General features: G+C 72.1%; 24 protein-coding genes. 14 read left to right on the forward strand and 10 right to left on the reverse strand.

Annotated elements, in window-relative coordinates:
* Positions 1 to 7 precede the first annotated feature (7 nt).
* Positions 8 to 1,150 (reverse strand): glutathione-independent formaldehyde dehydrogenase, encoded by a 1,143-nt coding sequence (locus AB0I06_RS15735; protein WP_363119342.1) that lies wholly within the window; start codon positions 1,148 to 1,150, stop codon positions 8 to 10.
* A 90-nt stretch (positions 1,151 to 1,240) separates the two neighbouring features.
* Here AB0I06_RS15735 and AB0I06_RS15740 point away from each other — a divergent pair, with 90 nt between their 5' ends.
* The 4 genes from AB0I06_RS15740 (at position 1,241) to AB0I06_RS15755 (ending at position 3,171) form a co-directional block, all read left to right on the forward strand.
* The gene (locus AB0I06_RS15740; RefSeq protein ID WP_248503812.1) at positions 1,241 to 1,426 is read left to right on the forward strand and encodes a hypothetical protein; all 186 of its coding nucleotides are present in this window, start codon (positions 1,241 to 1,243) and stop codon (positions 1,424 to 1,426) included.
* Between the two features lie 44 nt (positions 1,427 to 1,470).
* Positions 1,471 to 1,983, forward strand: coding sequence for a YbaK/EbsC family protein (locus AB0I06_RS15745; protein ID WP_363119343.1), 513 nt, complete (start codon positions 1,471 to 1,473; stop codon positions 1,981 to 1,983).
* Positions 1,980 to 2,825, forward strand: coding sequence for a DMT family transporter (locus tag AB0I06_RS15750; RefSeq protein ID WP_363119344.1), 846 nt, complete (start codon positions 1,980 to 1,982; stop codon positions 2,823 to 2,825). The genes AB0I06_RS15745 and AB0I06_RS15750 overlap by 4 nt, the downstream gene beginning before the upstream one ends.
* A gap of 70 nt (positions 2,826 to 2,895) precedes the next feature.
* On the forward strand, positions 2,896 to 3,171 hold the full coding sequence (locus tag AB0I06_RS15755; RefSeq protein WP_363119345.1) for a DUF1876 domain-containing protein: 276 nt from the start codon (positions 2,896 to 2,898) through the stop codon (positions 3,169 to 3,171).
* A 28-nt stretch (positions 3,172 to 3,199) separates the two neighbouring features.
* Here AB0I06_RS15755 and AB0I06_RS15760 read toward each other — a convergent pair whose 3' ends face one another.
* From AB0I06_RS15760 to AB0I06_RS15785, 6 genes are all read right to left on the reverse strand, one after another.
* Positions 3,200 to 4,363 carry a serine hydrolase domain-containing protein gene (locus AB0I06_RS15760; protein WP_363119346.1) on the reverse strand — a complete coding sequence of 388 codons (1,164 nt, stop codon included), beginning with the start codon at positions 4,361 to 4,363 and terminating at the stop codon, positions 3,200 to 3,202.
* A 43-nt stretch (positions 4,364 to 4,406) separates the two neighbouring features.
* Complete coding sequence (locus tag AB0I06_RS15765) at positions 4,407 to 4,853, reverse strand: organic hydroperoxide resistance protein (protein WP_363119347.1); 447 nt, start codon at positions 4,851 to 4,853, stop codon at positions 4,407 to 4,409.
* A gap of 102 nt (positions 4,854 to 4,955) precedes the next feature.
* On the reverse strand, positions 4,956 to 5,441 hold the full coding sequence (locus AB0I06_RS15770) for a MarR family transcriptional regulator (protein WP_363119348.1): 486 nt from the start codon (positions 5,439 to 5,441) through the stop codon (positions 4,956 to 4,958).
* 10 nt (positions 5,442 to 5,451) lie between these two features.
* Positions 5,452 to 6,219 carry an ABC transporter ATP-binding protein gene (locus tag AB0I06_RS15775; RefSeq protein ID WP_363119349.1) on the reverse strand — a complete coding sequence of 256 codons (768 nt, stop codon included), beginning with the start codon at positions 6,217 to 6,219 and terminating at the stop codon, positions 5,452 to 5,454.
* The gene (gene cbiQ, locus AB0I06_RS15780) at positions 6,207 to 6,968 is read right to left on the reverse strand and encodes a cobalt ECF transporter T component CbiQ (RefSeq protein WP_363119350.1); all 762 of its coding nucleotides are present in this window, start codon (positions 6,966 to 6,968) and stop codon (positions 6,207 to 6,209) included. The genes AB0I06_RS15775 and cbiQ overlap by 13 nt, the downstream gene beginning before the upstream one ends.
* Position 6,969: 1 nt before the next feature.
* Positions 6,970 to 8,028 (reverse strand): energy-coupling factor ABC transporter permease, encoded by a 1,059-nt coding sequence (locus tag AB0I06_RS15785; protein WP_363119351.1) that lies wholly within the window; start codon positions 8,026 to 8,028, stop codon positions 6,970 to 6,972.
* A 168-nt stretch (positions 8,029 to 8,196) separates the two neighbouring features.
* On the opposite strand from AB0I06_RS15785, the gene AB0I06_RS15790 reads away from it, so the two are divergent.
* Complete coding sequence (locus tag AB0I06_RS15790; protein WP_363119352.1) at positions 8,197 to 8,562, forward strand: SsgA family sporulation/cell division regulator; 366 nt, start codon at positions 8,197 to 8,199, stop codon at positions 8,560 to 8,562.
* A gap of 7 nt (positions 8,563 to 8,569) precedes the next feature.
* Here the strand turns inward: AB0I06_RS15790 and AB0I06_RS15795 are convergent, their stop codons facing one another.
* The 3 genes from AB0I06_RS15795 to AB0I06_RS15805 all read right to left on the reverse strand — a co-directional run bounded on the left by AB0I06_RS15795 (position 8,570) and on the right by AB0I06_RS15805 (position 13,841).
* Entirely contained in the window at positions 8,570 to 10,237 is a 1,668-nt protein-coding gene (locus tag AB0I06_RS15795; protein WP_363119353.1) for a penicillin-binding transpeptidase domain-containing protein, read from the reverse strand.
* A 96-nt stretch (positions 10,238 to 10,333) separates the two neighbouring features.
* Positions 10,334 to 11,962 carry a penicillin-binding transpeptidase domain-containing protein gene (locus AB0I06_RS15800; protein WP_363119354.1) on the reverse strand — a complete coding sequence of 543 codons (1,629 nt, stop codon included), beginning with the start codon at positions 11,960 to 11,962 and terminating at the stop codon, positions 10,334 to 10,336.
* A gap of 130 nt (positions 11,963 to 12,092) precedes the next feature.
* Positions 12,093 to 13,841 carry a phospholipid carrier-dependent glycosyltransferase gene (locus AB0I06_RS15805; protein ID WP_363119355.1) on the reverse strand — a complete coding sequence of 583 codons (1,749 nt, stop codon included), beginning with the start codon at positions 13,839 to 13,841 and terminating at the stop codon, positions 12,093 to 12,095.
* A 111-nt stretch (positions 13,842 to 13,952) separates the two neighbouring features.
* Between AB0I06_RS15805 and rsmI the strand changes: the two genes are divergently transcribed.
* The 9 genes from rsmI (at position 13,953) to AB0I06_RS15850 (ending at position 25,121) form a co-directional block, all read left to right on the forward strand.
* Complete coding sequence (rsmI, locus tag AB0I06_RS15810; RefSeq protein ID WP_363119356.1) at positions 13,953 to 14,801, forward strand: 16S rRNA (cytidine(1402)-2'-O)-methyltransferase; 849 nt, start codon at positions 13,953 to 13,955, stop codon at positions 14,799 to 14,801.
* Positions 14,802 to 15,086: 285 nt separating this feature from the next.
* Positions 15,087 to 15,515 (forward strand): hypothetical protein, encoded by a 429-nt coding sequence (locus tag AB0I06_RS15815; protein WP_363119357.1) that lies wholly within the window; start codon positions 15,087 to 15,089, stop codon positions 15,513 to 15,515.
* Positions 15,516 to 15,631: 116 nt separating this feature from the next.
* Positions 15,632 to 16,522 (forward strand): TatD family hydrolase, encoded by an 891-nt coding sequence (locus tag AB0I06_RS15820; protein WP_363119358.1) that lies wholly within the window; start codon positions 15,632 to 15,634, stop codon positions 16,520 to 16,522.
* Between the two features lie 126 nt (positions 16,523 to 16,648).
* On the forward strand, positions 16,649 to 18,073 hold the full coding sequence (locus AB0I06_RS15825) for a ubiquitin-like domain-containing protein (protein ID WP_363119359.1): 1,425 nt from the start codon (positions 16,649 to 16,651) through the stop codon (positions 18,071 to 18,073).
* Between the two features lie 43 nt (positions 18,074 to 18,116).
* Positions 18,117 to 19,007 carry a 16S rRNA (adenine(1518)-N(6)/adenine(1519)-N(6))-dimethyltransferase RsmA gene (gene rsmA, locus AB0I06_RS15830; protein WP_363119360.1) on the forward strand — a complete coding sequence of 297 codons (891 nt, stop codon included), beginning with the start codon at positions 18,117 to 18,119 and terminating at the stop codon, positions 19,005 to 19,007.
* Positions 19,004 to 19,903, forward strand: coding sequence for a 4-(cytidine 5'-diphospho)-2-C-methyl-D-erythritol kinase (locus AB0I06_RS15835; RefSeq protein WP_363119361.1), 900 nt, complete (start codon positions 19,004 to 19,006; stop codon positions 19,901 to 19,903). The genes rsmA and AB0I06_RS15835 overlap by 4 nt, the downstream gene beginning before the upstream one ends.
* 135 nt (positions 19,904 to 20,038) lie before the next feature.
* Positions 20,039 to 21,250 carry a HEAT repeat domain-containing protein gene (locus tag AB0I06_RS15840; protein ID WP_363119362.1) on the forward strand — a complete coding sequence of 404 codons (1,212 nt, stop codon included), beginning with the start codon at positions 20,039 to 20,041 and terminating at the stop codon, positions 21,248 to 21,250.
* Between the two features lie 71 nt (positions 21,251 to 21,321).
* Positions 21,322 to 23,130, forward strand: a complete 1,809-nt coding sequence (locus tag AB0I06_RS15845; RefSeq protein ID WP_363119363.1) for an ABC-F family ATP-binding cassette domain-containing protein — start codon at positions 21,322 to 21,324, stop codon at positions 23,128 to 23,130.
* A gap of 191 nt (positions 23,131 to 23,321) precedes the next feature.
* Positions 23,322 to 25,121, forward strand: coding sequence for a PQQ-binding-like beta-propeller repeat protein (locus AB0I06_RS15850; protein WP_363119364.1), 1,800 nt, complete (start codon positions 23,322 to 23,324; stop codon positions 25,119 to 25,121).
* Positions 25,122 to 25,137: the final 16 nt, after the last annotated feature.

Below are 25,137 nucleotides of genomic sequence, written 5' to 3' on the forward strand. Positions count from 1 at the left end.
GGGCCTCCTACGCCGCCTGTGGATGGAGAACCACCTTGGTGTAGCCCTCGACGCGCTTGTCGAACTTCTCGTACGCCGACGACGCCTCGTCGAGCGGCAGCTCGTGCGAGACGACGAAGCTGGGCTCCGCGCGGTCCTCGATGATCATGTCCCGCAGGTGGCGGTTGTACCGCTTGACGTTGCACTGGCCGGTGCCCAAGCGGAGCCCCTTCTCGAAGAGGCGCCCGACGGACACCATGAGCATGCCCTTCTTGGACTGCTCGTCCGGACCGCCCGGATCGCTCGGGACGTAGAGGCCGGGGATGCCCAGCGCGCCGGTCGGGCGGACCGTTTCGACCAGGGAGTTCAGGACGATCGCCGGTTCCTCGCGGTCCTCGCCCTGCGCCTGGGCCTGGTAGCCCACCGCGTCGATGCCCTTGTCGGTCCCCTGGCCTCCGGTCTGTTCCTTGATCTGCTCCGCCGGGTTGCCCTGGGTGAAGTCGACCGGGACCGCGCCGATCTCCTCGGCCTTCTGGAGGCGTTCCGCCACCCGGTCGACCACGAAGACCTTGCTCGCCCCGCGCAGCATCGCGGAGTAGGCGGCCATCAGCCCCACCGGACCGGCGCCGTACACGGCGACCGTGTCGCCGGGGCGCACGTCGGCCAGTTCGTTGCCGTGGTAGCCCGTCGGGAAGATGTCCGCGAGCAGGACGAAATCGGTCTCCTTCTCGGTGCCCTCCGGGAGCTTGAGGCAGTTGAAGTCGGCGTACGGGACCCGTACGTACTCCGCCTGACCTCCGGTGTAGGGCCCCATCGCGACATAGCCGTAGGCCCCGCCGGCGAAGCCCGGGTTCACCGTCAGGCAGAAGCCCGTGTAGCCCGCCGAGCAGTTCTTGCAGAAACCGCAGGCCACATTGAACGGCATGACCACCCGGTCGCCCTTGCTGAGGGTGGTGACCCCCTCTCCTGTCTCCTCGACGACGCCGAGGTTCTCGTGGCCGAACACGATGCCCGGCTCCGCGGCCGTGCGGCCCTCGTACATGTGCAGGTCGGAGCCGCAGATGGCCGTGGACGTGACCCGGACGAGCACATCGTTCGGGTGCTGAATGCGTGGATCCTCCACTTGCTCGATCGCTACCTCGAAGGGCCCCTTGTATACGACAGCCCTCATCGTCAAGCACCTCCGTCTGTGCCGTGGCTCATATACCAGGCTGGTGCATGATGAGACGATTTGCACCCAGAGGAGAAAGGAAGTAGGGCTTTGTCTCGTCGTATCGGCACCCTTCTCGTGGCGGTCTCCGGACTGTCCGGCACCACCTACCCGGTCGGGACCCGTGTGGCCATCCAGGGCAACGGCGGATCCGTCGACGGCTTCGTCGACGGAGACTGGCTGCCGCTCGCCTGGTGGGAGTTCGCGGACGTCCGCCCGGAGGACGCCACCGGCTGAAACGGCCTCGCGTGCCGTCTACACGTACCGCTAGCGTGCGGGGCATGACGACGACAGCCGCCGCCGCCGAAGGTTCTGGAGCTCATCCCCGATTCGCCGAGGCCCTGCGGGAGCTCGGGCTCGGAGACCTCCTCCAGCAGGTCCGCAGGTTTCCGGAGGCCACGCGCACCGCCGCCGAGGCCGCCGCCGCCATCGGATGCGAGCTGAGCCAGATCTGCAAGTCGCTGATCTTCGCAGTGGACGATGTGCCGGTCCTGGTGCTCATGGACGGCTCGTCCCGCGTCGACCTCGAACTCGTCCGCAAGGAGCTCGGCGCCGACAAGGTCACCCGGGCCAAGGTGGACGTCGTACGGGAGACCACCGGGTACGCCATCGGCGGCGTGCCGCCCTTCGGGCACCGGACCAGGACCCGCGTGCTCGCCGACCGGTCCCTGCTGGACCACGACGTCGTCTGGGCCGCGGCCGGGACGCCGTACTCCGTGTTCCCCATGACCCCCGAGGACCTCGTCGCCCACGCCGGCGGCACCCTGGGGGACGTGCGCGAGCGCACCGCGTGACCCCCCTGGTCACCGCCGTCGTCCTGCTCGCCGCCGTCACCCACGCCAGCTGGAACGCCATCGCCCACAAGATCACCGACAAGCTGGCCGGCTTCACGCTGATCTCGGGCGGTGGCGCCCTGATCGGGCTGGCCCTGGCACCGTTCGTGGTGTTCCCGGCGGCCGGGGCGTGGCCGTATCTGCTCGCCTCCGCAGCCGTCCACATCGCCTACTACGCCCTGCTGATGAAGTCCTTCCGGCTGGGCGACTTCGGGCAGGCCTATCCCATCGCCCGGGGCACCGCGCCGCTGGTCGTGACCCTGCTCGCCGCCCTCTTCGCGCACGAGGTGCCCGACGGGTGGGCCGCCGCCGGGATCGCCCTGTCGTGCGCGGGGCTCACCGGCGTCGCCCTGTGGGGACTGCGCGGGCGGCGGCCGGACTGGGCGGCGATCGGGGCGGCCCTGGCGACCGGGCTGACCATAGCGGTGTACACCGTCCTCGACGGTCTCGGCGTGCGGGCCTCCGGGTCCTCCCTCGGCTACATCGCCTGGCTGATGGCGGTGCAGGGAGTCGTCATCCCGGCCTACGCGGCATGGCGCCGGCGCGGTGACACGGTCGCCCTGCTCCGGCCCTTCGCCGCGGTCGGGGTGCTCGGCGCCGCGCTGTCCGTCGCCGCCTACGCCCTTGTCCTGTGGGCCCAGACCAGGGCCGCACTCGCGCCGATCGCGGCGCTGCGCGAGTCGTCGATCATCGTGGGCGCGGCCATCGGGGCGGTGTTCTTCAAGGAGCGGTTCGGCGCGCCGAGGATCGCGGCGGCCGGGCTGCTGGTCGTCGGGATCGGGCTGATGCTGCACGCCGGATAGGCCCGGCAGCCGGGTGCGTCCGGACCGTGCGAGGAGCACCCTGGAACTAAGGGTTCCGGAGGTGATCGTCATGATGCACACCACCGTGGGGTGGCACGTCGAGATGGAGTTCGCGGAAGACGACCAGCACACGCGAGCGGCCGCGATGGTCCGCCTGCCCGACGGCACCGAGGTACGGGGGCACGGGCACGCCAGCCGGCACCGGACCGACGCCAATCAGCCGAGGGTCGGGGAGGAGATCGCCGGGGCCCGGGCCCTCAACGAACTCGCCATGGCGCTGCTGACCAAGGCCCACGAGGAGATCGACCAGGCGTCCGGCCGGACCTCGCACCCCATTCACGTCTAGCGGCTCCCACCGGTCTGTATGGGGGCTCCTACCGGTCCAGGACTCCCCGCACCGCCCGCACCAGTCCCTGCGCCCGCGGATCCGCCGTCACGGTCTTGCGGAAGCCGTTGGTGACGTAGCCGAAGGCGATCCCCGTCTCCGGGTCGGCGAAGCCGAGGGCGCCGCCGCGGCCCGGGTGGCCGAAGGAACCCGGGGAGAGGAACGGCGAGGCGCTGCCGTGCAGCATGTAGCCGAGGCCGAAGCGGGTGCCGACCACCAGGACCCGGTCGGGGCCCGCCGACTCCTCGGCCCGGGCCCGTTCCACCGTCTGAGGCGTGAACAGGCGCGCGGCGCCGGCCGTGTCGCCGATCAGGGTCGCGTAGAAGCGGGCCAGTCCGTCCGCCGTCGCGATGGCGTTCGTCGCGGGCAGGGCGGACGCGCGGTAGGCGGGGTCGTTCTGGTCGGGGAAGGGGGAGATCGCGGCGAAGGCCCGGCGGGTGAGCGAGTCCGGGTCCTCGTAGGCCTCGGTGACCGAGCGCTTCGGACGGGCGCGCAGGCCCCCGGCCGGTTCGGCCCCCTCGACACGGCCCACCCGCCCCACCCGGCCGGCCTCCGACTCCGGCAGCCCGAGCCAGAGGTCGAGGCCCAGCGGGCCGGTGACCTGCGACGCGAGCCACTGCCCGGCGCCCTGCCCGGTGACGCGCCGCACGAGTTCGTCGAGCAGCCAGCCGTAGGTGAGCGCGTGATAGCCGTGGTCGGTGCCGGGCTCCCAGGCGGGGGCCTGTGCGGCGACCGCCTCCGGGCCCCTCAGCGGATCGAGGGCCTCCTGCGGGGTGAGCGGCCGGTCGAGGACGGGCAGCCCCGCACGGTGGTTCAGCACGTGCCGGACCAGCACCCGCTCCTTGCCCCGCGCCTTGAACTCCGGCCAGTAATGCCCGACCGGCGCGTCCAGGTCGAGCTGCCCGCGCTGGTGCAGCAGCAGGAGCACGGCGGCGGCGACCCCCTTCGTCGCCGAGCGCACGACCTGGGCGGTGCCGCGCTCCCACGGGGCCGTGCCGTCGACGTCCCTGGTGCCGCCCCACAGGTCGACGACCTTGTGCCCGTCCCGGTAGACGGCGACCGCCGCGCCCCGGTCCCCGAGCGTGGCGAAGTTCCGTGCGAACGCGTCCCTCACCGGCTCGAAGCCCTCGGCCACTGTGCCGTGCACGTCCACGCCCGTACTCCTCGTCTCGCCGCTGTGCCGGTCGTACTCCCCTCTAGCCAAGCAGGATGGTCACGTCGATGTTCCCGCGGGTCGCGTTCGAGTACGGGCAGACCTCGTGGGCCGCGTCCACCAGCCTGGTCGCCAGGCCCGCGTCGACGACCGGCAGGGAGACGCTCAGGGCGACCGCGAGGCCGTAGCCGCGCTGCTGGTTGGGGCCGATGCCGACCTTCGCGGAGACCGTGGAACCGGTCAGGTCGTAGCCCTCGCGGTTGCCCACGAGCATCAGGGCGCTGTGGAAGCAGGAGCTGTAGCCGGCCGCGAAGAGCTGTTCCGGGTTGGTGCCGTCGCCGTCGCCGCCGAGCTGCGGGGGCATGGCGACCTTGAGGTCGAGCTGACCGTCCTGGCTGGTGACATAGCCCTCGCGGCCCCCGTGGGCGGTGGCCTCCGCCACGAACATGATCTTCGTCGGGCGGGTGTCGACGGCGGGGCCGTCAGTCATGCTGTCCTCCCCCGGAACCAGGTGTGCACCAACACATCGTGCACAAGGTACTGGCCGGTAACTCCCGTGCCGTGCCCAGGGGGTGGCAACCGGGGGTAACCCTCAGCGGGCCCGGTCCGCCGCCGCCGGCCCGGCCCGGTCCGCCGCCGACCCGGCCCGCTCGGCCAGCCGCCACAGCTCCGCGCGCAGCCGCCCGGCCTCCGCCGCGTCGAGCCCCGTCGTCGTCAGCAGGGCTCCGGGTACCCGCCCCGCCCGCTCGCGGAGTTCCTCCCCGCGCCCGGTCACGGCCACGAGCACCGAGCGCTCGTCCCGCGCCGAGCGCTCACGCCGGAGGAGACCGGCGGCCTCCAGGCGCTTCAGCAGGGGCGAGACCGTGCCGTAGTCGAGGCGCAGGGCCGCGGCCAGTTCCTTGACCGTGGTCTCGCCGCGCTCCCAGAGGACCAGCAGCACCAGGTACTGCGGATAGGTGAGGCCCAGCTCGTCGAGGAGCGGGCGGTACGCCGCCGTCACCGCGCGCTGGGCGGCGTACAGCGCGAAGCACAGCTGCTCGTCCAGCAGCAGTGATCCGTCGCTCTCGTCGTTGGTCACGCGCCCATTGTCACGGACGGGCACCGGCCGCAGGGACGGAACGCGGATCGAAACCGAACGGCAGCTCCAGGCGGTGGGCCCGCATCAGCTCCTCGTCGGCGAGCAGCTCGTTCGTCTTTCCGTCGGCCGCGATCACCCCGTCGCTGAGGATCAGGGAGCGCGGGCACAGCTCCAGGGCGTAGGGCAGGTCGTGCGTGACCATCAGTACGGTCACGTCCAGCGAGCGCAGGATGTCCGCCAGCTCGCGGCGGGAGGCGGGGTCGAGGTTGGAGGAGGGCTCGTCGAGGACGAGGATCTCCGGCTCCATCGCCAGCACCGTCGCGACCGCCACCCGGCGCCGCTGCCCGAAGGACAGGTGGTGCGGGGGCCGGTCCTTGAACTCGGCCATGCCGACCCGCTCCAGGGCCCGCTCCACGCGCTCCTCCAGCTCGGGGCCCTTCAGCCCGGCCGCCGCCGGCCCGAAGGCCACGTCCTCCCGGACCGTCGGCATGAAGAGCTGGTCGTCCGGGTCCTGGAAGACGATGCCGACCCGGCGCCGGATCTCGGCCATGTGCTGCCTGCCGACGGGCAGCCCGGCCACCCGCACCGTGCCGGCGCCGCCGGTCAGGATGCCGTTGAGGTGCAGCACGAGGGTCGTCTTGCCGGCGCCGTTCGGACCGAGCAGCGCGACCCGCTCGCCGCGGGCGATCGAGAAGTCGACGCCGAAGAGGGCCTGGTGGCCGTCGGGGTAGGCGAAGGCGAGTCCGAGGACCTCGAGGGAAGCAGTCACAGGATCCATCCCAGCAGACAGACGAGGAGGGCGGCGCAGGGGAGGGCGAGGGCGTACGACCACTGCGCCCGGGACGCGGTCACCTCGTCGATGACCGGCATGGAACCGGCGTAACCGCGGCTGACCATGGCCAGGTGCACCCGCTCGCCGCGCTCGTAGGAGCGGATGAACAGCGCGCCCGCCGACTTGGCGAGCACGCCCCAGTGCTTGACGCCCCTGGCCTCGAAGCCGCGTGACTCCCGGGCGATCCGCATGCGCCGCATCTCGTCGGTGATGACATCGCCGTAGCGGATCATGAAGGACGCGATCTGCACGAGGAGCGGCGGGAGTCTGAGGCGCTGGAGGCCGAGGAGCAGTTCGCGCAGTTCGGTGGTGGCGGCCAGCAGCACCGAGGCCGCGACGCCGAGCGTGCCCTTGGCGAGCACGTTCCAGGCGCCCCACAGTCCGTTCACGCTCAGGGACAGGCCGAGGACGTCGACCCGCTCGCCCTCCGCCACGAACGGCATGAGCACCGCGAACGCGACGAACGGCACCTCGATCAGCAGCCGCCTGAGCAGGAAGCCGGCGGGCACGCGCGCGACGTACGCGACGGCGCCGAGCAGCACGGCGTACAGCCCGAACGCCCACATCGCCTCGCGCGGTGTCGACACCACGACGACCACGAAGGCGAACACGGCGGCGAGTTTGGTGTGCGGCGGCAGGCCGTGCACGGGTGAGTGCCCGTGCCGGTACAGCTTGTGCGCGTGCCCGGCTCCCATGTCAGACGCTCGTCACGCTCGTCGTGTCGGCCGGGGATGTGGCGTTCGTACGGCGGCGGCGCACGGCCCAGAACACGCCCGTGCCCGCGACGACCGTGACGCCCACCCCGATGACGCCCGCGAGCCCCCCGGACAGGCGGGCGTCGTCGACGTCCTTGACGCCGTAGTCGGCGAGCGGCGAGTCGGCCACCGTGTGCTCCTCGGCCTTCTTGTCGAGGCCCTGGTCGGCGGCGACCTTCTCCAGACCGTCGGGGTCGGCGGAGGCGTAGAAGCTGACGAATCCGGCCAGGACCAGGGAGGTGACCAGGCCGGCGGCCCACACCGCGCGGTGCGAGGTCCGGGCGGCCACGGGGGCGGGCTCGGCGCCGGGCGCGTCGACCAGCTCGCCGTTCACCCGCAGCTTGAGCTTCTGCGTCAGCCCGCGCGCCCCGTACACCAGGTCGGGGCGTACGGCGATGACCGCGCCGACGGTCAGGGCGGTGATCGCGGCCTCGCCGATGCCGATCAGGACGTGCACACCGATCATGGCGGTGGCGACCTTGCCGATCGAGACGTCGGTGGTGCCGCCGACCGCGTACATCAGGGTGAAGGCCAGCGCGGCGGCCGGGACGGAGACCAGGGCCGCGACGAAGGAGGCCGCGGTGACCGACCGGCGGGTGCGGGGCAGCACCTTCACCAGGCCGCGGAAGAGGGCGTAGGCGACGACGGTGGTGACGATCGCCATGTCGGTGATGTTCACGCCGAGCGCGGTCAGACCACCGTCCGCGAAGAGGATGCCCTGCATCAGCAGCACGACGGAGACACACAGGACCCCGGTGTAGGGCCCGACGAGTATCGCCGCCAGCGCACCGCCGAGCAGATGGCCGCTGGTCCCGGCCGCGACGGGGAAGTTCAGCATCTGCACGGCGAAGATGAACGCCGCGACCAGTCCGGCCAGCGGCGCCGTGCGCTCGTCGAGTTCCCGGCGCGCACCGCGCAGGCTCACGGCGACGGCGCCCGCGGCGATCACACCGGTTGCGGCGGAGGTGGGCGCGTTGATGAATCCGTCAGGTACATGCACCGTTCGATGATGTGGCTTGATGCGAACGATTTGCAAGAGCGTGATGCTTGTTTTATCCCATCCGCGATATATCCGCTCAAGGAGCGCAATCCGGAAAATATGGGACATTGGAAGGGGAGTGGACGCACGGTTTTCCACTCGGATCACGCACGGTGAAGGGGCCGTCCGATGTCCGTAGTCGAGCAGTACGCGCGAGCCCACATCGTCACGGACGCGTCCGTCCCGCTCGTCGACGAGCTGGAGGCGATTCCGGTCACCCTGCGGTACGACCCCGACCGCGACCCCCGGTCGGTGCGCGTCGCGTTGCCGGGGGCCGGGGGCGGCGAGTGGACCTTCGGCCGCGAGCTGCTGGAGGAGGGGCTGCGCGCCCCCGTCGGCAGCGGTGAAGTGCGGGTGTGGCCGTGCGGCCGGGTGCAGGTCGTGGTGGAGTTCCACTCCGCGCAGGGCGTCTCGGTGGTGCAGTTCGAGCGGCAGGCGCTGCTGCGGTTCCTGCGGCGGACGTACATGACCGTCGCGGAACCCGTGACGCACTGACCCGGGCTCAGCCGCCCCTCTTCAGCAGCGCCGCCACGATCGGGCCAGCCGTCGAACCGCCGTGTCCGCCCTGCTGGACCACGCCCGCGGCGGCCAGGTCGCCCCGGTAGGCCGTGAACCAGCCGTTCGGCTTCTTCTGCCCGTCGACCTCGGCCGAACCGGTCTTCGCGCCGACATCCCCGCCGACCCCGGCCATCGCCTCCGCGGCCGTGCCGTACGCGGCCGTGTACGACATGAGTTCACGCAGCTGGGACAGGGTGCCCGCGGACATCGTGCGCGAGGCCTTCGCCAGCCGCCGCCCGTCCACCTGCGGGGAGACCAGGTAGGGCTGGTGGAAGGTGCCGGACTTCACCGTCGCCGACACCGACGCCATGTTCAGCGGGTTCATCCGGACCCCGCCCTGCCCGATCAGCGAGGCGCCCATCTGGGCCGCCGACTGCACCGGCACCGCGCCGTCGAAGGACGGCACACCGATCGCCCAGTTGTTCATCCCCAGGCCGAAGACCTGCTGGGCCTGCTTGGTGAGATCGTCGTTCTTCAGCTTCGGCGCCTGGCTGATGAAGGCCGTGTTGCAGGAGCGGGCGAAGCTCGCCTTGAAGGTGCCGTTCTTGATCTCGAACTTGTCGTCGTTCTGGAACTTCCAGTGCCCGTACGTGAAGTACTTCGGGCACGGGTGCTTCTTGTCCGGGGAGGCCAGACCCTTCTCGATCAGCAGCGACGAGGTGACGACCTTCATCGTGGAGCCGGGGGCGAGAGAGCCCTGGAAGGCGGTGTTGAAGCCGGGCGAGGCGTTGGCGGCGGCCAGGATCTCGCCGGTCGACACCCGCAGCAGGACCACCGACGACCTGGCCTTCTTGGCGACCTGCTGTTCGGCCGCCGCTTGCAGGGCCGGGTCCAGCGTGGTCTTCACCGTGCCCGGGGTGCCCTCGCTCAGCTCCAGCAGGGTCTTGTCGGAGAGGTCCTTCGCCTTGGCGGCCTTCCCGCGCACCACGCGCAGTTCGACACCGGCCTTGCCGCCGGCCTCCTTGCCGTACTTCTCGCGCAGTCCGTCGAGGACGGGGCCGATCGAGGCGTACTTCTTCGTGGTCAGTTCACCGCCGTCCCGGTCGAGGGCCTTGACCGGGGGCGTGCCCGCCGCGCCGGTGACCAGCGTGTCGCCGTCCCTCAGGTCGGGGTGGACGACCGCCGCGTGCCAGTCGACCAGGGGCTTTCCGTCACTGGTGCGGCGGACGACGGTCAGCGCGCTGTCGTACGCCAGCGGCTTCTCGGTGCCCTTGTACGCCACCGTGGCCTTGACGGTGAACGGCACCTTGTCGCCCGAGCGGGTGCCCGGGGTGAGGGTGACGTCCTTGATGTGGGCGTCCTTGGTGTAACCGGTGAGCAGCGGCCGGGCCGCGGCCGGGTCGTCGGTGGCCGAGGCGGCCCGGTCGGCCTTGCCGGACTGCCAGGCGGTGAGGAAGGCGCGGGCGGTGGTGGTGACCTCGGCCGGGGACAGCGGGCCGGTCTTCACCTCGGGCTTCCGGTCCGATGCGCGCGTCCCGTCGTCGGCGGCGGCACCGCCCCCGAACAGAGCGTAGGCACCGAACCCGGCACCGCCGACGACCACGGCGATCATCCCGCCGACCACGGCGGGTCCCGTCTTCCGTCGCTCGGCGACGCGCCTTCTGTTGCCCACTGCTGCTCGTTCCTCCGCGAATCCCCAGGGTCCCCGTCGCCCTCGGCTGTCCCAACGACGGCCACCACCCTAGAGTCCCGTCCTGTGGGGGTGAGATCAGCCACCCGTTCGTAGCACGGCTGCGACAATCGGCCCGGCCGCGTCGCCGCCGTGCCCGCCCTCCTCGGTCATGGCCGCCGCGGCGATGTCGTCACGGAACCCGGTGAACCAGCTGTTGGACTTGGCGTTGCCGTCGACCTCGGCGGAACCGGTCTTCGCGCCGATCTCGCCGCCGAGTCCGGCCATGGCCGGCGCGGCCGTGCCCTGCGTGGCGGTGAGCCACATCATCTGCTTGAGCTGGGAGGCGGTGCTCGCCGGCAGTCCTCGGGCCTGTGCCAGCTCGCGGCCGTCCAGCTTCGGCGAGACGAGGTAGGGCTGGCGGAAGGAGCCGGTGATCGCGGTCGCCGTCACGGAGGCCATGTTCAGCGGGCTCATCTGGACCTGGCCCTGTCCGATGGCACCCGCCGCCCGGTCCGGCCCGCCGACCGCGGGGACGCTGCCGTCGAAGGAGACGACGCCGGTCTTCCAATTGTCCCGTCCCAGCCCGAAGCGCTCCTCGGCCTCCTGGGTCAGCGAGGCGTCCGTGAGCGGCTTCTCGTCGATGAGCTTGATGAAGGCGGTGTTGCAGGACCGCATGAAGCTGTTGGCCAGCGTCGCGTTCTCGTCGGGTTTCATGTTCGTGAGGTTCTTGAACGTCTGGCTCTGCCACACCGCGGTGTCGGGGCAGGGCGCCGGGCCCTTCATCGAGGTCACCCCGTTGTCGATCAGCATCGCGGCGGTGATGATCTTCATGGTGGAGCCGGGCGCCGCCTGGCCCTCGAAGGCCGCGTTGAAGCCGTCCGTGCGGTGGTTGGCCACGGCCAGCACCTCTCCGGTGCTGGGCTTGACGGCCACCACCGACGACTGGGCGAACCGCTTGACCGCCTTCTCGGCCGCCGACTGCGCGCTCGGGCTGATGGTGGTGACGAGCTTGCCCGGCTTGCCCTTCGCGACGGTGAGCAGCGGGGTGTCGGGGGCGCCGTTGCCGGGGTGCCGGACGACCAGCTCGATGCCTCGGGTGCCGCCGACCTCGTCGCCGTACTTCTCGCGCAGGGCGTCCAGGACCGGGCCGAGGGAGGGGTACTTCTCCTTCGTCAGCACGGAGCCGTCGCGACCGACGGCCTCGATGGGCGGGGTGGCCGACGTGTCGGTGACGAGGGTGTCGTCCGCCCGCTTCAGCTCGGGGTGCACGACGGACGGCTGCCAGTCGACCAGTGCCCGCCCGGTGGTGACGCCGCGCACGACCTTCAGCTCGCTGCGGTAGCCGAGCGGCTCGGTCTTCCCGTCGTAGACGACCTTCGCCTTCACCGCGTAGGGCACGGTGGTGCCCCTGGCCGCACCGGGCGTGATCTTCACGTCGGTGACGTGCGCGTCGTCGCCGAAGGCGGTGAGCAGCCGCTCCGCGGCCGCGTCGTTGTTCGTCAACGAGGCTGCCCTGGCGGCCTCGCCCTTCTCCCAGGCCGCGAAGAACCTGGCGGTGGTCTCCTCGACCTCGTCCTTGCCGGGCGGCCCCGTCTTCTTCGCGGCGACGCCGCTGCCGCCGTCGCCGTTCAGCGCGCTCACGATGTTGAAGGCCCCGTACCCGGCCCCACCCACCATCACCGCGAACACCCCGCCGATGACAGCGGCTTTGACCCCCTTGCCCATTGGGCCGTCCCCTCCCCGTTGAGCCTCACCCGTTCGATTGAACGCGTTCAGAAAGCTCGATCCCGGGGTGCACTCTAAGCACAAGCGGTTACTGGAGGGCAGTGAGTTTCGATTCTTGGCCGAACGTGGATCAGACCCAGGTGTCCAGCCACATCCGCGCCCGCCAGTCGTCGATCGGGATGGCCTGGCCGGTGTACAGGGGCCAGAAATAGATGAAGTTCCAGGTGATCAGGAGGACCAGGACGCCTGCCGTCGTGGCGCCCGCGACGCGGCGGGTGTCGGTGGAGCGGGGTGGGCCGATGATCGCGCCGAGGAGCATCGCCACCGCCAGGCACAGGAACGGCAGGAAGACGACGGCGTAGAAGAAGAAGATCGTGCGTTCCTGGTACATGAACCAGGGCAGATAGCCGGCCGCGATGCCGCAGGCGATGGCGCCCGCCCGCCAGTCGCGGCGGAAGAACCAGCGCCACAGCACGTAGAGCAGCGCGAAGCAGGCGACCCACCACAGCAGCGGCGTGCCGAGGGCGAGGACCTCGCGGGCGCACTTCTCGCCGGCGTCCGCGGGGCAGCCGTCCTTGCCGGGCGCCGGGGACTCGTAGAAGTACGACACCGGGCGGCCGAGGACGAGCCAGCTCCACGGGTTGGACTGGTAGGTGTGCGGCGAGGACAAGCCGACGTGGAACTCGTAGACCTGGTGCTCGTAGTGCCACAGGCTGCGCAGCCAGTCGGGCAGGAAGGTCCAGTTGCCGCCCTTGCCGCCGGTGGCGGCCCAGTTGCGGAAGTAGCCTCCGGAACCGTCCGTGGCGGAGAGGATCCAGCCGGTCCAGGACAGGAGGTAGGTGACCAGGGCCACCGGGACGGTGGCGAGGAACGCCAGGCCCGTGTCGCGCTTGAGGGCCGCCGTGTACGGGTGCCGGGCCCCGGCGACCCGGCGCGAGCCGACGTCCCACAACACCGCCATCAGGCAGAACGCCGCCAGGATGTACAGGCCGTTCCACTTGGTGCCGATGGCCAGGCCCAGCATCAGGCCCGCCGCCCAGCGCCAGGGGCGCCATCCGAGGCGGGTCGTCTCGGCCGTGTACCGGTCGGGACGGACCCGGCCGTCGGCGTCCACCGGCAGCGCGGCGGCCAGTCGCGCGCGTGCCTTGTCCCGGTCCACGAGCAGACAGCCGAACGCGGCCAGCACGAAGAACATCAGCACGCCGTCGAGCAGCGCCGTGCGGCTCATCACGAAGTGCAGGCCGTCCACCGCCATCAGCGCGCCCGCGAGGCACCCCAGGAAGGTGGAGCGGAACAGCCGGCGGCCGATCCGGCACAGCAGCAGCACGGACAGCGTGCCGAGCAGCGCCGTCATGAACCGCCAGCCGAACGGGTCGAACCCGAACATCAGCTCGCCGAGCCCGATGACGTACTTGCCGACCGGCGGGTGCACCACGTACGCCGCGTCCGTCGGGATGGCCACGTGCGAACCCGACGACAAAACCAGGTCGTTGGCGTTCTTGTCCCAGCTGACCTCGAACCCGCGGTGCACGAGACCCCACGCGTCCTTGGCGTAGTACGTCTCGTCGAATATCACCGCCCTGGGGTTGCCCAGGTTCCAGAACCGCAGCACCCCCGCCAGCAGCGTCACCAGCAGCGGGCCGATCCAGCCCGACCAGCGCACCAGCCGTCCCGCGAGTGTGTGCGGGACGCCGAGAGCCGCCCACAGCCGGGGCCCGGGCTCGGTGTACGGCGGCACCAGGCGCGCACGGACGTCGTCTGCGTCGCTTCTGGGCTGCCCCTGGTAGCCGAAGCGGCGCAGCCGCTGCTGCCAGGACGTCCGCTGCTCGTGCGGCGCCTGGCCCTGCCGGGTGTCCGTGGAGGACGCGGTACTGGTCACCGCGCCATCGTAGGGAACCGTTCTGTGTGAGTCCCGTGCATGGCCGGTATGCGTCCGCATCCTCCGCCCCTGGGAGGAGTCCGCGCCCCCCGGCCCTGGGAGGATGGGAGGGTGATCGGAACCCTCGTACTCGCAGGCACCCCCATCGGCGACATCGCGGACGCCCCGCCCCGGCTCGCCGAGGAACTGGCCGGGGCGGACGTCGTCGCCGCCGAGGACACGCGGCGGCTGCGCCGGCTGACCCAGGCGCTGGGCGTGACGCCCAAGGGCCGGGTCGTGTCGTACTTCGAGGGCAACGAGTCCGCCCGGACGCCGGAGCTGGTCGAGGAGCTCGTCGGCGGCGCCCGGGTGCTGCTCGTCACGGACGCGGGCATGCCGTCCGTGTCCGACCCGGGCTACCGGCTGGTCGCGGCCGCCGTGGAGCGGGACGTGCGGGTCACCGCCGTACCCGGGCCGTCCGCGGTGCTCACCGCGCTGGCGCTGTCCGGGCTGCCCGTCGACCGGTTCTGCTTCGAGGGGTTCCTGCCGCGCAAGGCGGGGGAGCGGCTGGGGCGGCTGCGGGAGGTCGCCGACGAGCGGCGCACCCTCGTCTACTTCGAGGCCCCGCACCGGCTCGACGACACGCTGGCGGCCATGGCCGAGGTGTTCGGGGCCGAGCGGCGGGCGGCGGTGTGCCGGGAGCTGACCAAGACGTACGAGGAGGTCCGGCGGGGCGGGCTCGGGGAGCTGGCCGCGTGGGCCGCGGAGGGCGTGCGCGGGGAGATCACCGTGGTGGTGGAGGGCGCGCCGGAGAAGGGACCCGAGGAGGTCGGGCCCGAGGAGCTGGTACGGCGGGTCCGGGTGCGGGAGGAAGCGGGGGAGCGGCGCAAGGAGGCGATCGCCGCGGTGGCGGCGGAGGCCGGTGTGCCGAAGAGGGTGGTTTTCGATGCGGTGGTCGCCGCGAAGAACGCCACTCCTTAGCGGGGTCCGGGGTGGGGCCCAAGTGCTTGGCGGGGTGCGCGGCGACTGTGGTTGATCGCGCGGTTCCCCGCGCCCCTGAAGGGGCGCTGAAACCCCTCTGAGCAGGGCGCTTTTCGTTTGAGCGTGCGCCCCATGGGTCGGCAAAGCAGAAGGGGCACAGGGGCAAGGGACGCCCAAATCGGGGCCAACAGTCGACAGGTCTGCTGCCATCGGTCCGGCCGAGGAGTCCACTGGGTTGCGGGGGCGGCATCGCCCTCACGCCACAGCGGACCAACAGGAGCTGGCATGAGTGAGATCGCAGGGCAGACCGGGCTCCGCGCCGGTGCGACCGCAGTCGTCAACGAGTCCTACTCCTTCGCCTGCATGCGATGCGGGCACGGCTGGGAGCAGTCGTACGAGATAGAGCACCACACGGACGCCGCGGGTCACGAGTTCGTCCTCTACGTGGCCGACGGCAAGGTGGTGCCCTCCCCGTTGAGCAAGCCCGAATGCCACCACTGCGACAGCCACGTCGTACGGATCATGCGGCCCGGGCGGGTCGCGTCGGCGCGTGACGCGGCGCACCGGCCGTCCCGCGTGCCGCCGCCCGCGGGGCCCGTGGAGGCGCCCGCCGTGGACGCCGAGGCCGGGGCGACGGCGGGCCGGGAACAGCGCGACGACCACCACTGGCACCTGTCCGACCTGCTGCATCCCTTCCAGCGCAAGGCGAGCTGACCCGTCCGGGTCCCCTTCCAGGCACAAGGCGGGCCGACCCGTCCGGCCCGCCTTGTCGACGCCCTCCCCGGTCCTCCCCTACCGGGGAGGGCGTACTCCTTTCGTAGGATCGGGGCATGCCTTCGAACGCCTCCGGCCGCCAGGACAAGAACGCGGCCCCGCCCCTCCCGGAGCCCCTCCGGGCACCGGTCGCCGACTCCCACACGCACCTGGACATGCAGTCCGGCACGGTCGAGGAGGCCCTGGCCAAGGCGGCGTCGGTCGGAGTGACGACGGTCGTGCAGGTCGGCTGCGACCTCAAGGGCTCCCGCTGGGCCGCCGAGACGGCGGCGGCGCACGGCGCCGTCCACGCGACGGTCGCCCTGCACCCGAACGAGGCGCCTCGGATCGTGCACGGCGACCCCGACGGCTGGTCCAGGCAGGGTGCCCGGGAACCCGGCGGCCCGGCCGCCCTGGACGAGGCGCTCGCCGAGATCGACCGGCTGGCCGCGCTGGAGCAGGTCAAGGGCGTCGGTGAGACGGGCCTCGACTACTTCCGCACCGGGCCCGAGGGCAAGGACGCGCAGGAGCGGTCCTTCCGCGCCCACATCGAGATCGCCAAGCGGCACGGCAAGGCCCTGGTCATCCATGACCGCGAGGCCCACACCGACGTCCTGCGCGTACTGAAGGAGGAGGGCGCCCCCGAGCGGACCGTCTTCCACTGCTACTCCGGCGACGCCGAGATGGCGCGGATCTGCGCGAGCGCCGGTTACTTCATGTCCTTCGCCGGCAACGTCACCTTCAAGAACGCCCAGAACCTGCGGGACGCGGTGGCGGTGGCCCCGCTGGAGCTCCTCCTGGTGGAGACGGACGCCCCCTTCCTCACCCCGGCGCCCTACCGCGGGCGGCCCAACGCCCCCTACCTCGTGCCGATCACGGTGCGGGCCATGGCCGAGGTGCGCGGCATCGACGAGGACACGCTGGCCACGGCGCTCGGCGCCAACACCGCACGCGCCTTCGGGTACTGACCCCACCCACCCGCTCCACCGCACGACTGTGCGTAGTCGCGTCGCTTTGGAGAGTGACGACCGCTCCGCTAGGTTCTGGGGGCCCGATCCGGACCCCTCTGGACCTCCCCCGGCCCCTGGAGCGGCGTGAGCACCTCGCGGTACGAGACGTACGAGACGTATGGCCCGGCCTACGCCGACCCCGTGTACGGCGGTTTCGCCGCGCCACCGGTCGACCTGCACAGCGCCGACACCCTCCCCCACGGGACGCCCGGCGCCCACGAGGACACCTACCGCCCCGCCTACGAGGCACCGACCCTGCCCGGCCTGCCCCGGCAGGGTGCCCCGGACGGCGGACCCGGGCCCGAAGGTCACCCGGACCGGGGCGTGGGCGCACGCGCCGGGTCGCGAGCCGCGGCGCGCACCGGCTCGCACCGCAGGGCCGCGCGCCGGCGCAAGGCGCGCTATGTCGAGCGGCCGGACGGCCCGATGCGCCGACTGCTCCCGCAGGCCCTGGTCGTCGCCTTCCTGGCGGGCGGCACCACGGCGTTCGTCGCCGATGACAAGGCGATCGAGCTGAACGTCGACGGCAGGGCGCGCACCCTGCACACCTTCGCCGACGACGTCACCGAGCTGCTCGCGGAGGAGGGCGTCGAGGTCGGCGCCCACGACGTGGTGGCGCCCCGGCCCGGCACCGAGATCAGCAGCGGCGACGAGATCGCCGTGCACTACGGCCGCCCCGTGCGGCTCACCCTCGACGGACAGCGGCGCGAGGTGTGGACGACCGCCCACACGGTGGAGGGCGCGCTGCGGCAGCTCGGCGTGCGGCAGGAGGGCGCCTACGTGTCCATTCCGCGCTCCCGGCGCATCGGACGCGAGGGGCTCGCACTGGACGTGCGGACCGAGCGCACCGTCACGATCATGGCGGACGGGCGCGCCCGTACGGTGCGCACCAACGCGGCGACCGTACGGGAGGCCGTCGAGCAGGCCGGGATCACCCTGCGCGGCCAGGACGCCACCTCGGTCCCGCAGAGCAGCTTCCCGCGCGACGGGCAGACCGTGACGGTGCTGCGGATCACCGGCGGCAAGGAGGTGCGCGAGGAGCCGATCCCGTTCCAGGTGCGGCGGACGGAGGACCCGGACCTGTTCCGGGGTACGGAGGTCGTGGAACAGGCGGGCGAGCCGGGCCTGCGCCGGATCACCTTCTCCCTGCGCACGGTCAACGGCGTCCGGCAGAAGCCGCGCCGGATCGGATCCGAGGTGGTGCGCGAGCCGCGCCCGCAGGTCGTGAAGGTCGGTACGAAACCGCGCCCGGCGTCCGTGCGGGGCGCCGACCACCTCGACTGGCAGGGCCTGGCGGACTGCGAGTCCGGCGGCCGTCCCGACGCGGTCGACTCCTCGGGCACCTACGGCGGCCTCTACCAGTTCGACACCCGGACCTGGCAGGCCCTCGGCGGCAGCGGCCGCCCCCAGGACGCCCCGGCCGCGGAACAGACCTACCGGGCGAAGAAGCTCTACGTGCGGCGCGGAGCCAGCCCGTGGCCGCACTGCGGGGGGCGGCTGCACGGATGAGGGGGAGCCGGAAGGGGCGGGCGGACCCCCGTACCCTTGTCCCGTGACCAGCAGCCCCACCCCCGACGCCCTTCTGGGCCCCGCCGACATCCGCGAGCTCGCGGCAGCCCTCGGCGTGCGCCCGACCAAGCAGCGCGGACAGAACTTCGTGATCGACGCGAACACCGTCCGCCGTATCGTCCGCACCGCACAGGTCCGCCCCGACGACGTGGTCGTCGAGGTCGGCCCGGGGCTCGGCTCGCTCACCCTCGCGCTGCTGGAGGCCGCCGACCGGGTCACGGCCGTGGAGATCGACGACGTGCTCGCCGGCGCGCTGCCCGCGACCATCACGGCCCGCATGCCCGAGCGCGCCGACCGGTTCGCCCTGGTCCACTCCGACGCCATGCACGTCACCGAGCTGCCGGGCCCCGCGCCGACCGCGCTGGTCGCCAACCTCCCCTACAACGTGGCCGTCCCGGTCCTGCTGCACATGCTCGACACCTTCCCGACCATCGAACGCACCCTTGTCATGGTCCAGGCGGAGGTCGCCGACCGGCTCGCCGCCCCGCCCGGCTCGAAGGTCTACGGCGTCCCCTCGGTCAAGGCCAACTGGTACGCCGAGGTCAAGCGCGCCGGTGCCATCGGGCGGAACGTGTTCTGGCCCGCGCCCAACGTCGACAGCGGCCTGGTGTCCCTGGTCCGCCGGAGCGAGCCGCTGAAGACGACCGCCGCCAAGCGCGAGGTGTTCGCCGTCGTCGACGCGGCGTTCGCCCAGCGCCGCAAGACGCTGCGGGCCGCGCTGGCCGGCTGGGCCGGATCGGCCGCCGCCGCAGAGGAGGCCCTGGTCGCCGCCGGGGTCTCGCCGCAGGCCCGGGGCGAGTCGCTGACCGTGGAGGAGTTCGCGCGGATCGCCGAGCACAAGGCGAACCGCCACGAGGAGAAGGAGCCCGCGTGAGCGTCACGGTCCGCGTCCCCGCCAAGGTCAACGTCCAGCTGGCGGTGGGCGCCGCCCGCCCCGACGGCTTCCACGACCTGGCCAACGTCTTCCTGGCCGTCGGCCTCTACGACGAGGTCACCGTCACCCCGGCCGACGGACTCCGCGTCACCTGCGAGGGCCCGGACGCCGACCTGGTGCCCCTCGACCGTACGAACCTGGCCGCGCGGGCCGCCGAAGCGCTCGCCGCGCGGTACGGCCGCAGCCCCGACGTCCACCTCCACATCGCCAAGGACATCCCCGTCGCCGGCGGCATGGCGGGCGGCAGCGCGGACGGCGCCGGCGCGCTGGTGGCCTGCGACGCGCTGTGGGGGACCGGCGCCTCCCGCGAGGAACTGCTCGACATCTGCGCCGAGCTGGGCAGCGACGTGCCGTTCAGCCTGGTCGGCGGTGCGGCCCTCGGCGTCGGGCGCGGTGAGCGGCTGACGCCCCTGGAGGTCGGCGGCACCTTCCACTGGGTGTTCGCGATGGCCGGGCGCGGCCTGTCCACCCCCGCGGTCTTCCGCGAGTTCGACCGGCTCGGCGAGGGCACCGACATCCCCGAGCCCGTCGCCTCCCAGGACCTCCTCGCCGCCCTCGCCAAGGGCGACCCGGACGCGCTCGCCGCCGCCGTCTCCAACGACCTCCAGCCCGCCGCGCTCTCCCTCTTCCCGGAACTCGCCGCCACCCTGGAGGCCGGCCGGGCCGCCGGCGCCCTCGCGGCCCTCGTCTCGGGCTCCGGCCCGACCACCGCGTTCCTGGTCCGCGACCCGGAGTCGGCGGCCGCGGTGGCACAGGCCCTGCTCGTGTCCGGCACGTGCCGGACGGTGCGCACCGCGTCGGGCCCGGCACCCGGGGCCACGGTCGCCGGGCGTTGACCACGTGCCCCCGGTGGCGTGCGCCGGGGGTGCCGGCCAGCGCCCCGTCGAGGGTCGCCGGGCGTTGATCGTGTGCCCCGGCCGCTGCCGGGCGCCTAGGCTTCCCCAGTTGTCCGACCACGGGGAGGCACAGGAGTGCGGGAACTGATCGAGGCCGTACGGCGCGGGGACGCGGACGAGGTCACGGCGCTGCTGGAGGCCGGGGCCGACCCCGACACCCGCGAGGACGGCCTCCCGGTCCTCTGTCTCGCCGTGGCGGCCTACGACCGGCCGGTCGCCGAGGCGCTGCTGGGAGCCGGCGCCGACCCCCTGCGCCCGCTGCCCGACGGGAGCACCCCGCTGACGCGGGCGGTGGACGGCGGATCGCACCTCCTGACCCGCGCGCTCGCCACCAGCCGGATCCCGCTCACGGCACCGGTGCGCGCAGAAGTGCTGGCCCGCATACGGCGGTGGGCCGAGGCGGGCGCGGAGGCCGGACTGCGCCGCCTCACCGGCCGCACCGGGCCGGTGACGCGGATCCGGGTCGAGGACGAGATCGGCTGGTGGTCGGAGCAGCTCACGCTCGGCGGGACGACCGTGCGCGACGAGCACCGGGCGATGCTCACCTCCATGGAGGCCCGCTACGGCATCCGCGCGCCCTTCGACGAACTGGCCGCCCGCGCCCTCGCCCACCCCGACCGGGACCACGTCGTCTGGTGCGACGCGGTGTTCACGCTCGGCCGGCGGGCCGACGAGGAGACCTGGCAGCGGAGCCTGGACCTGCTCGACCACCCCGGCCGGCCGCACCGGCTGCTCGCCGCCGACCTGCTGCTCTCGCTGATCCTCGGAGACGGCACCACGGGAGACGACCCGTTCGGGGAACGGGGGCGGGAGCTCGTGCCCTGGGCGGAGCGGGAGCAGGACCCCGAGGTGCTGGCGGTCCTCCTCCACGCGATGACCCACGACAGCGCCCCGGAGATCGAGGCCGTCGCGCTGTCGTTCCTCACCCACCCGGACCCGGCGGTGCGCGCCCTGGTGCCGGGCAGCGTGCACCACCCCGAGAGCCTCACCGCCGTGCTCACCCTGGCCCATGACGAGGACCCCGGGGTACGCGAGGCGGTGTGCCACTGGCTCGCCCACCTCCGGGGGCACGAGCCCGAGGTGGGGGACACGCTGGTCGCGCTCACCCATGACGAGCGCCAGTCGATCCGCCTCTGCGCCGTGTCAGGACTGGCCGTGCGCGACGACCCGCGCTGCGTCGAGGCCCAGCACCGCGTCGGCCCCGTCGCCGAGGAGCTGCGGGACGACGAGCGGCTGCTGGACGTATGGCGCTACCAGCGCCGCCGGGAGGCGGCGGACGGCGGCTGACCGCCCCGGCCGGAGCACCCCCGCGCGCGACTACCCTGGGAGATCGATCCATCCCCCTTGGCAGGAGAGAAATGGCCGTCAACCTGGTCAATGTCGAGAACGTCAGCAAGGTGTACGGCACCCGTGCGCTGCTCGACGGCGTCTCCCTCGGCGTCTCCGAAGGGGACCGCATCGGTGTCGTCGGGCGCAACGGCGACGGCAAGACCACCCTCATCCGCATGCTGGCCAGGCAGGAGAGCGCCGACAGCGGGCGGGTCACGCACTCCGGCGGGCTCCGCCTCGGCGTGCTCACCCAGCACGACTCCCTCGACCCCGAGGCCACCGTCCGCCACGAGGTCATCGGCGACATGGCCGACCACGAGTGGGCGGGCGAGGCCAAGGTGAGGGACGTGCTGACCGGCCTGTTCGGCGGGCTGGACCTGCCGGGGTTCCCCAAGGGCCTCGACACCGTCATCGGCCCGCTCTCCGGCGGTGAGCGCCGCCGTATCGCCCTGGCGAAGCTGCTCATCGAGGAGCAGGACCTGCTCGTCCTGGACGAGCCCACCAACCACCTCGACGTCGAGGGCATCGCCTGGCTCGCCCGGCATCTGCAGGCCCGCAGGTCGGCGCTGGTGTGCGTCACCCACGACCGGTGGTTCCTGGACCAGGTGTGCACGCGCATGTGGGACGTCCAGCGCGGCACGGTCCACGAATACGAGGGCGGCTACTCCGACTACGTCTTCGCCCGGGCCGAGCGCGAGCGCATCGCCGCCACCGAGGAGGCCAAGCGGCAGAACCTCGTCCGCAAGGAGCTGGCCTGGCTGCGCCGCGGGGCGCCCGCCCGTACGTCCAAGCCGCGCTTCCGCGTCGAGGCCGCCAACGAGCTCATCAAGGACGTGCCCCCGCCCCGGGACAGCAGCGAGCTGATGCGCTTCGCGTCCTCGCGGCTCGGCAAGACCGTGTTCGACCTGGAGGACATCACCGTCCAGGCGGGCCCCAAGGTCCTGCTCAAGCACGTCACCTGGCAGCTCGGACCCGGCGACCGGATCGGCCTGGTCGGCGTCAACGGCGCCGGGAAGACGTCCCTGCTGCGCGCCATGGCCGAGGCCGCCAGGTCCGGCGGCGAGACCCAGCCCGTCGGCGGACAGGTCCGCGTCGGCAAGACGGTGAAGCTGGCCTACCTCTCCCAGGAGGTCGCCGAACTCGACCCCGCCACCCGCGTGCTGGAGGCCGTGCAGCAGGTGCGCGAGCGCGTCGACCTCGGCAAGGGCCGCGAGATGACCGCCGGGCAGCTGTGCGAGACGTTCGGCTTCACCAAGGAGAAGCAGTGGACGCCCGTCGGCGACCTGTCCGGCGGTGAGCGCCGCCGTCTCCAGCTGCTGCGCCTGCTCATGGACGAGCCCAACGTCCTCTTCCTCGACGAGCCCACCAACGACCTCGACATCGAGACGCTGAACCAGCTGGAGGACGTGCTCGACGGCTGGCCCGGTTCGATGATCGTCATCTCCCACGACCGGTTCTTCATCGAGCGCACCACCGACCGGGTGTTCGCCCTGCTCGGCGACGGCGCCCTTCGGATGCTGCCGCGCGGCATCGACGAGTACCTGGAGCGCAGGCGGCGCATGGAGGAGGCCGCGGCCGCCCAGGCCCCCGCGGCGGCGCAGCAGTCGGCCGCCCCGGAGAAGAGCGCCGCCGACCAGCGGGTCGCCAAGAAGGAGCTCCAGAAGATCGAGCGGCAGCTCGACAAGGTGTCCGAGAAGGAGACCAAACTCCACGCCCAAATCGCCGAAAACGCCACGGACTTCGCGAAGGTCGCCGAACTGGACGCCGAGCTGCGGGAGTTGGCCGGTCAGCGTGAGGAGCTGGAGATGCGCTGGCTGGAACTGGCCGAGGACGCGTGAAGGGTGCGTGAAGGCGCATAACGGCGGCATCACGGGCCGGTCCTCCCTTGGGAACAGGGGGTGATCGGCCCGGTGTGCTGTCGGAACCTGGTGATAGAAAGAGTCGTCTTAGAACTTTATGAAGCGACTCTGAGCCCGATGAGCATCTCAGGGTGTGGCTAAAAATCAGTGATCGAACGGGGGAGCCGCTGATGACTCAGCCGCCCAGTCAGCCGCCGCACGGTGGCTTCGGAACACCGCAGAACCAGCCGCACAACCAGCCGCCGCAGGGCGGTGGTCACGGGGTGCCGCAGACCCCGCCGCCGCCCCAGGGCCCGCCCCAGGGGCCGCCGCCCCCGCAGGGCCCGCCGCAGCCCGGCTACGGCTACCCGCAGCAGCCCGGCCCGTACGGGCAGCCGCAGCAGCCCGGCCCGTACAACCCCGGCCCCTACGGCCAGCCGCAGCAGCCGGGTCCGTACGGCCAGCCGCAGCAGCCCGGTCCGTACGGCCAGCCCGGTTACGGCTACCCGCAGCAGCCGCAGTACCCCGGTGCGCCCGGCATGCCGCCCGGGGGCGGCTCGAACAACCCCTTCAAGAACAAGACCGCCCTGATCATCGGCGCGGCCGTCGTCGCGCTGCTCGTGGTCGGCGGAACCGTGTGGGCCGTCACCGGCGGCGACAGCGGCGAGGGCCAGAAGAAGCCCGTCGCCCAGAAGACCGACGACGCCAAGCCCGCCTCCTCCGCGCCGGTCAACCCCGGCGACGGCAGCGGTGACGGCGGCGAGGACCCGGAGGACCTCAACGCGGGCCGCCAGGCCGGCGAGGCCAAGGTCCTCTGGTACAAGGAGGCGCCCGACGCCCCCGGTTCCGGTGCCGACGCCGACGGCATGTGGATCACCGGCAAGACCGCGGTGAAGGCCGCCTACAAGCAGCTCTTCGCCTACAACGTCGGTGACGGCAAGCCGTCCTGGGATGCGATCACCTTCCCGCAGAAGATCTGCGCGACGACTCAGCAGAAGACGTCCGACAACAAGATCGTCGTCGCGTACATGAGCGGCGGCAGCGACCGCGCCAAGTGCAACCAGCTCCAGGAGATCGACCTCGTCACCGGCGAGAAGGGCTGGAAGGAACAGGTCGCCGACGGCGGCCTGTTCGACTCCACGCTCTCCGTCGAGCTGTCCATCACCGGCAAGACGCTGATGGTGGGCCGCTCCCAGTCCGGCACGGCCTACGACGTCACCAACGGCGACAAGCTCTTCGACAAGAAGAAGTACGGCAACGCCTGCTTCCCCGCCGCGTTCGCCGGCGGCGAGAAGCTGATCGCCGTGTCCTCCTGCGGCGCCGGCACCGGCAAGGAGCACGACGAGATCCAGGAGCTCGACCCGAAGACCGGCAAGGCCAAGTGGACCCAGCCGTTCGACAAGGGCTGGCGGGTCGCGCGCACCTACTCGGTCAGCCCCCTGGTCGTCTACAGCACCAACGAGGACAAGAAGGCCTGGAACATCTCCACCTTCACCTCCGGCGGCAAGTTCCGCTCGCAGGTCGGCTTCGACGAGGACTTCGCCCCCGAGTGCGGCTGGGCCATCCTCGAGCGCGACCTCACGGGCTGCCAGGGCGTCGCCGCCGACGACTCCACGCTCTACCTGCCGACCAAGGCCACCACCGGCGCCAACGAGATCGTCGCGGTCAACCTCGCCAACGGCAAGGAGAAGTGGCGCGTGAAGTCACCCGCCGACGAGTCGATGCTGCCGGTGAAGACCGAGGGCGGCAAGCTCATCGCCTATGTGGAGCCGTCGTACGACGCGGGCGGGCAGATCGTGTCCATCCCGACCGGCGGTGGCAGCCACAAGCCGTCCAAGCTGTTGCAGAACCCCGAGGGCGCCGCGGACATCGAGAACAGCTTCTTCTCCAAGGAGATCGACTGGGTCGACGGGCGCTTCTACATCTCGACGAGCCGGCTGAGCGGGAACGACGACACGAAGGAGAAGTTGATGCTCGCCTACGGCAAGTGACTCTTCCTCCCTGCGA

This window comes from Streptomyces sp. NPDC050674, assembly GCF_040654575.1.
Lineage (GTDB): Bacteria > Actinomycetota > Actinomycetes > Streptomycetales > Streptomycetaceae > Streptomyces.

Bases quoted from the DNA above. Each gene is read 5' to 3' on its own strand.
- AB0I06_RS15735 (WP_363119342.1), bottom strand. From the start codon at position 1,150: ATGAGGGCTGTCGTATACAAGGGGCCCTTCGAGGTAGCGATCGAGCAA.
- AB0I06_RS15745 (WP_363119343.1), top strand. From the start codon at position 1,471: ATGACGACGACAGCCGCCGCCGCCGAAGGTTCTGGAGCTCATCCCCGA.
- AB0I06_RS15755 (WP_363119345.1), top strand. From the start codon at position 2,896: ATGATGCACACCACCGTGGGGTGGCACGTCGAGATGGAGTTCGCGGAA.
- AB0I06_RS15765 (WP_363119347.1), bottom strand. From the start codon at position 4,853: ATGACTGACGGCCCCGCCGTCGACACCCGCCCGACGAAGATCATGTTC.
- AB0I06_RS15775 (WP_363119349.1), bottom strand. From the start codon at position 6,219: ATGGATCCTGTGACTGCTTCCCTCGAGGTCCTCGGACTCGCCTTCGCC.
- cbiQ (WP_363119350.1), bottom strand. From the start codon at position 6,968: ATGGGAGCCGGGCACGCGCACAAGCTGTACCGGCACGGGCACTCACCC.
- AB0I06_RS15790 (WP_363119352.1), top strand. From the start codon at position 8,197: ATGTCCGTAGTCGAGCAGTACGCGCGAGCCCACATCGTCACGGACGCG.
- AB0I06_RS15800 (WP_363119354.1), bottom strand. From the start codon at position 11,962: ATGGGCAAGGGGGTCAAAGCCGCTGTCATCGGCGGGGTGTTCGCGGTG.
- AB0I06_RS15815 (WP_363119357.1), top strand. From the start codon at position 15,087: ATGAGTGAGATCGCAGGGCAGACCGGGCTCCGCGCCGGTGCGACCGCA.
- AB0I06_RS15820 (WP_363119358.1), top strand. From the start codon at position 15,632: ATGCCTTCGAACGCCTCCGGCCGCCAGGACAAGAACGCGGCCCCGCCC.
- AB0I06_RS15845 (WP_363119363.1), top strand. From the start codon at position 21,322: ATGGCCGTCAACCTGGTCAATGTCGAGAACGTCAGCAAGGTGTACGGC.
- AB0I06_RS15850 (WP_363119364.1), top strand. From the start codon at position 23,322: ATGACTCAGCCGCCCAGTCAGCCGCCGCACGGTGGCTTCGGAACACCG.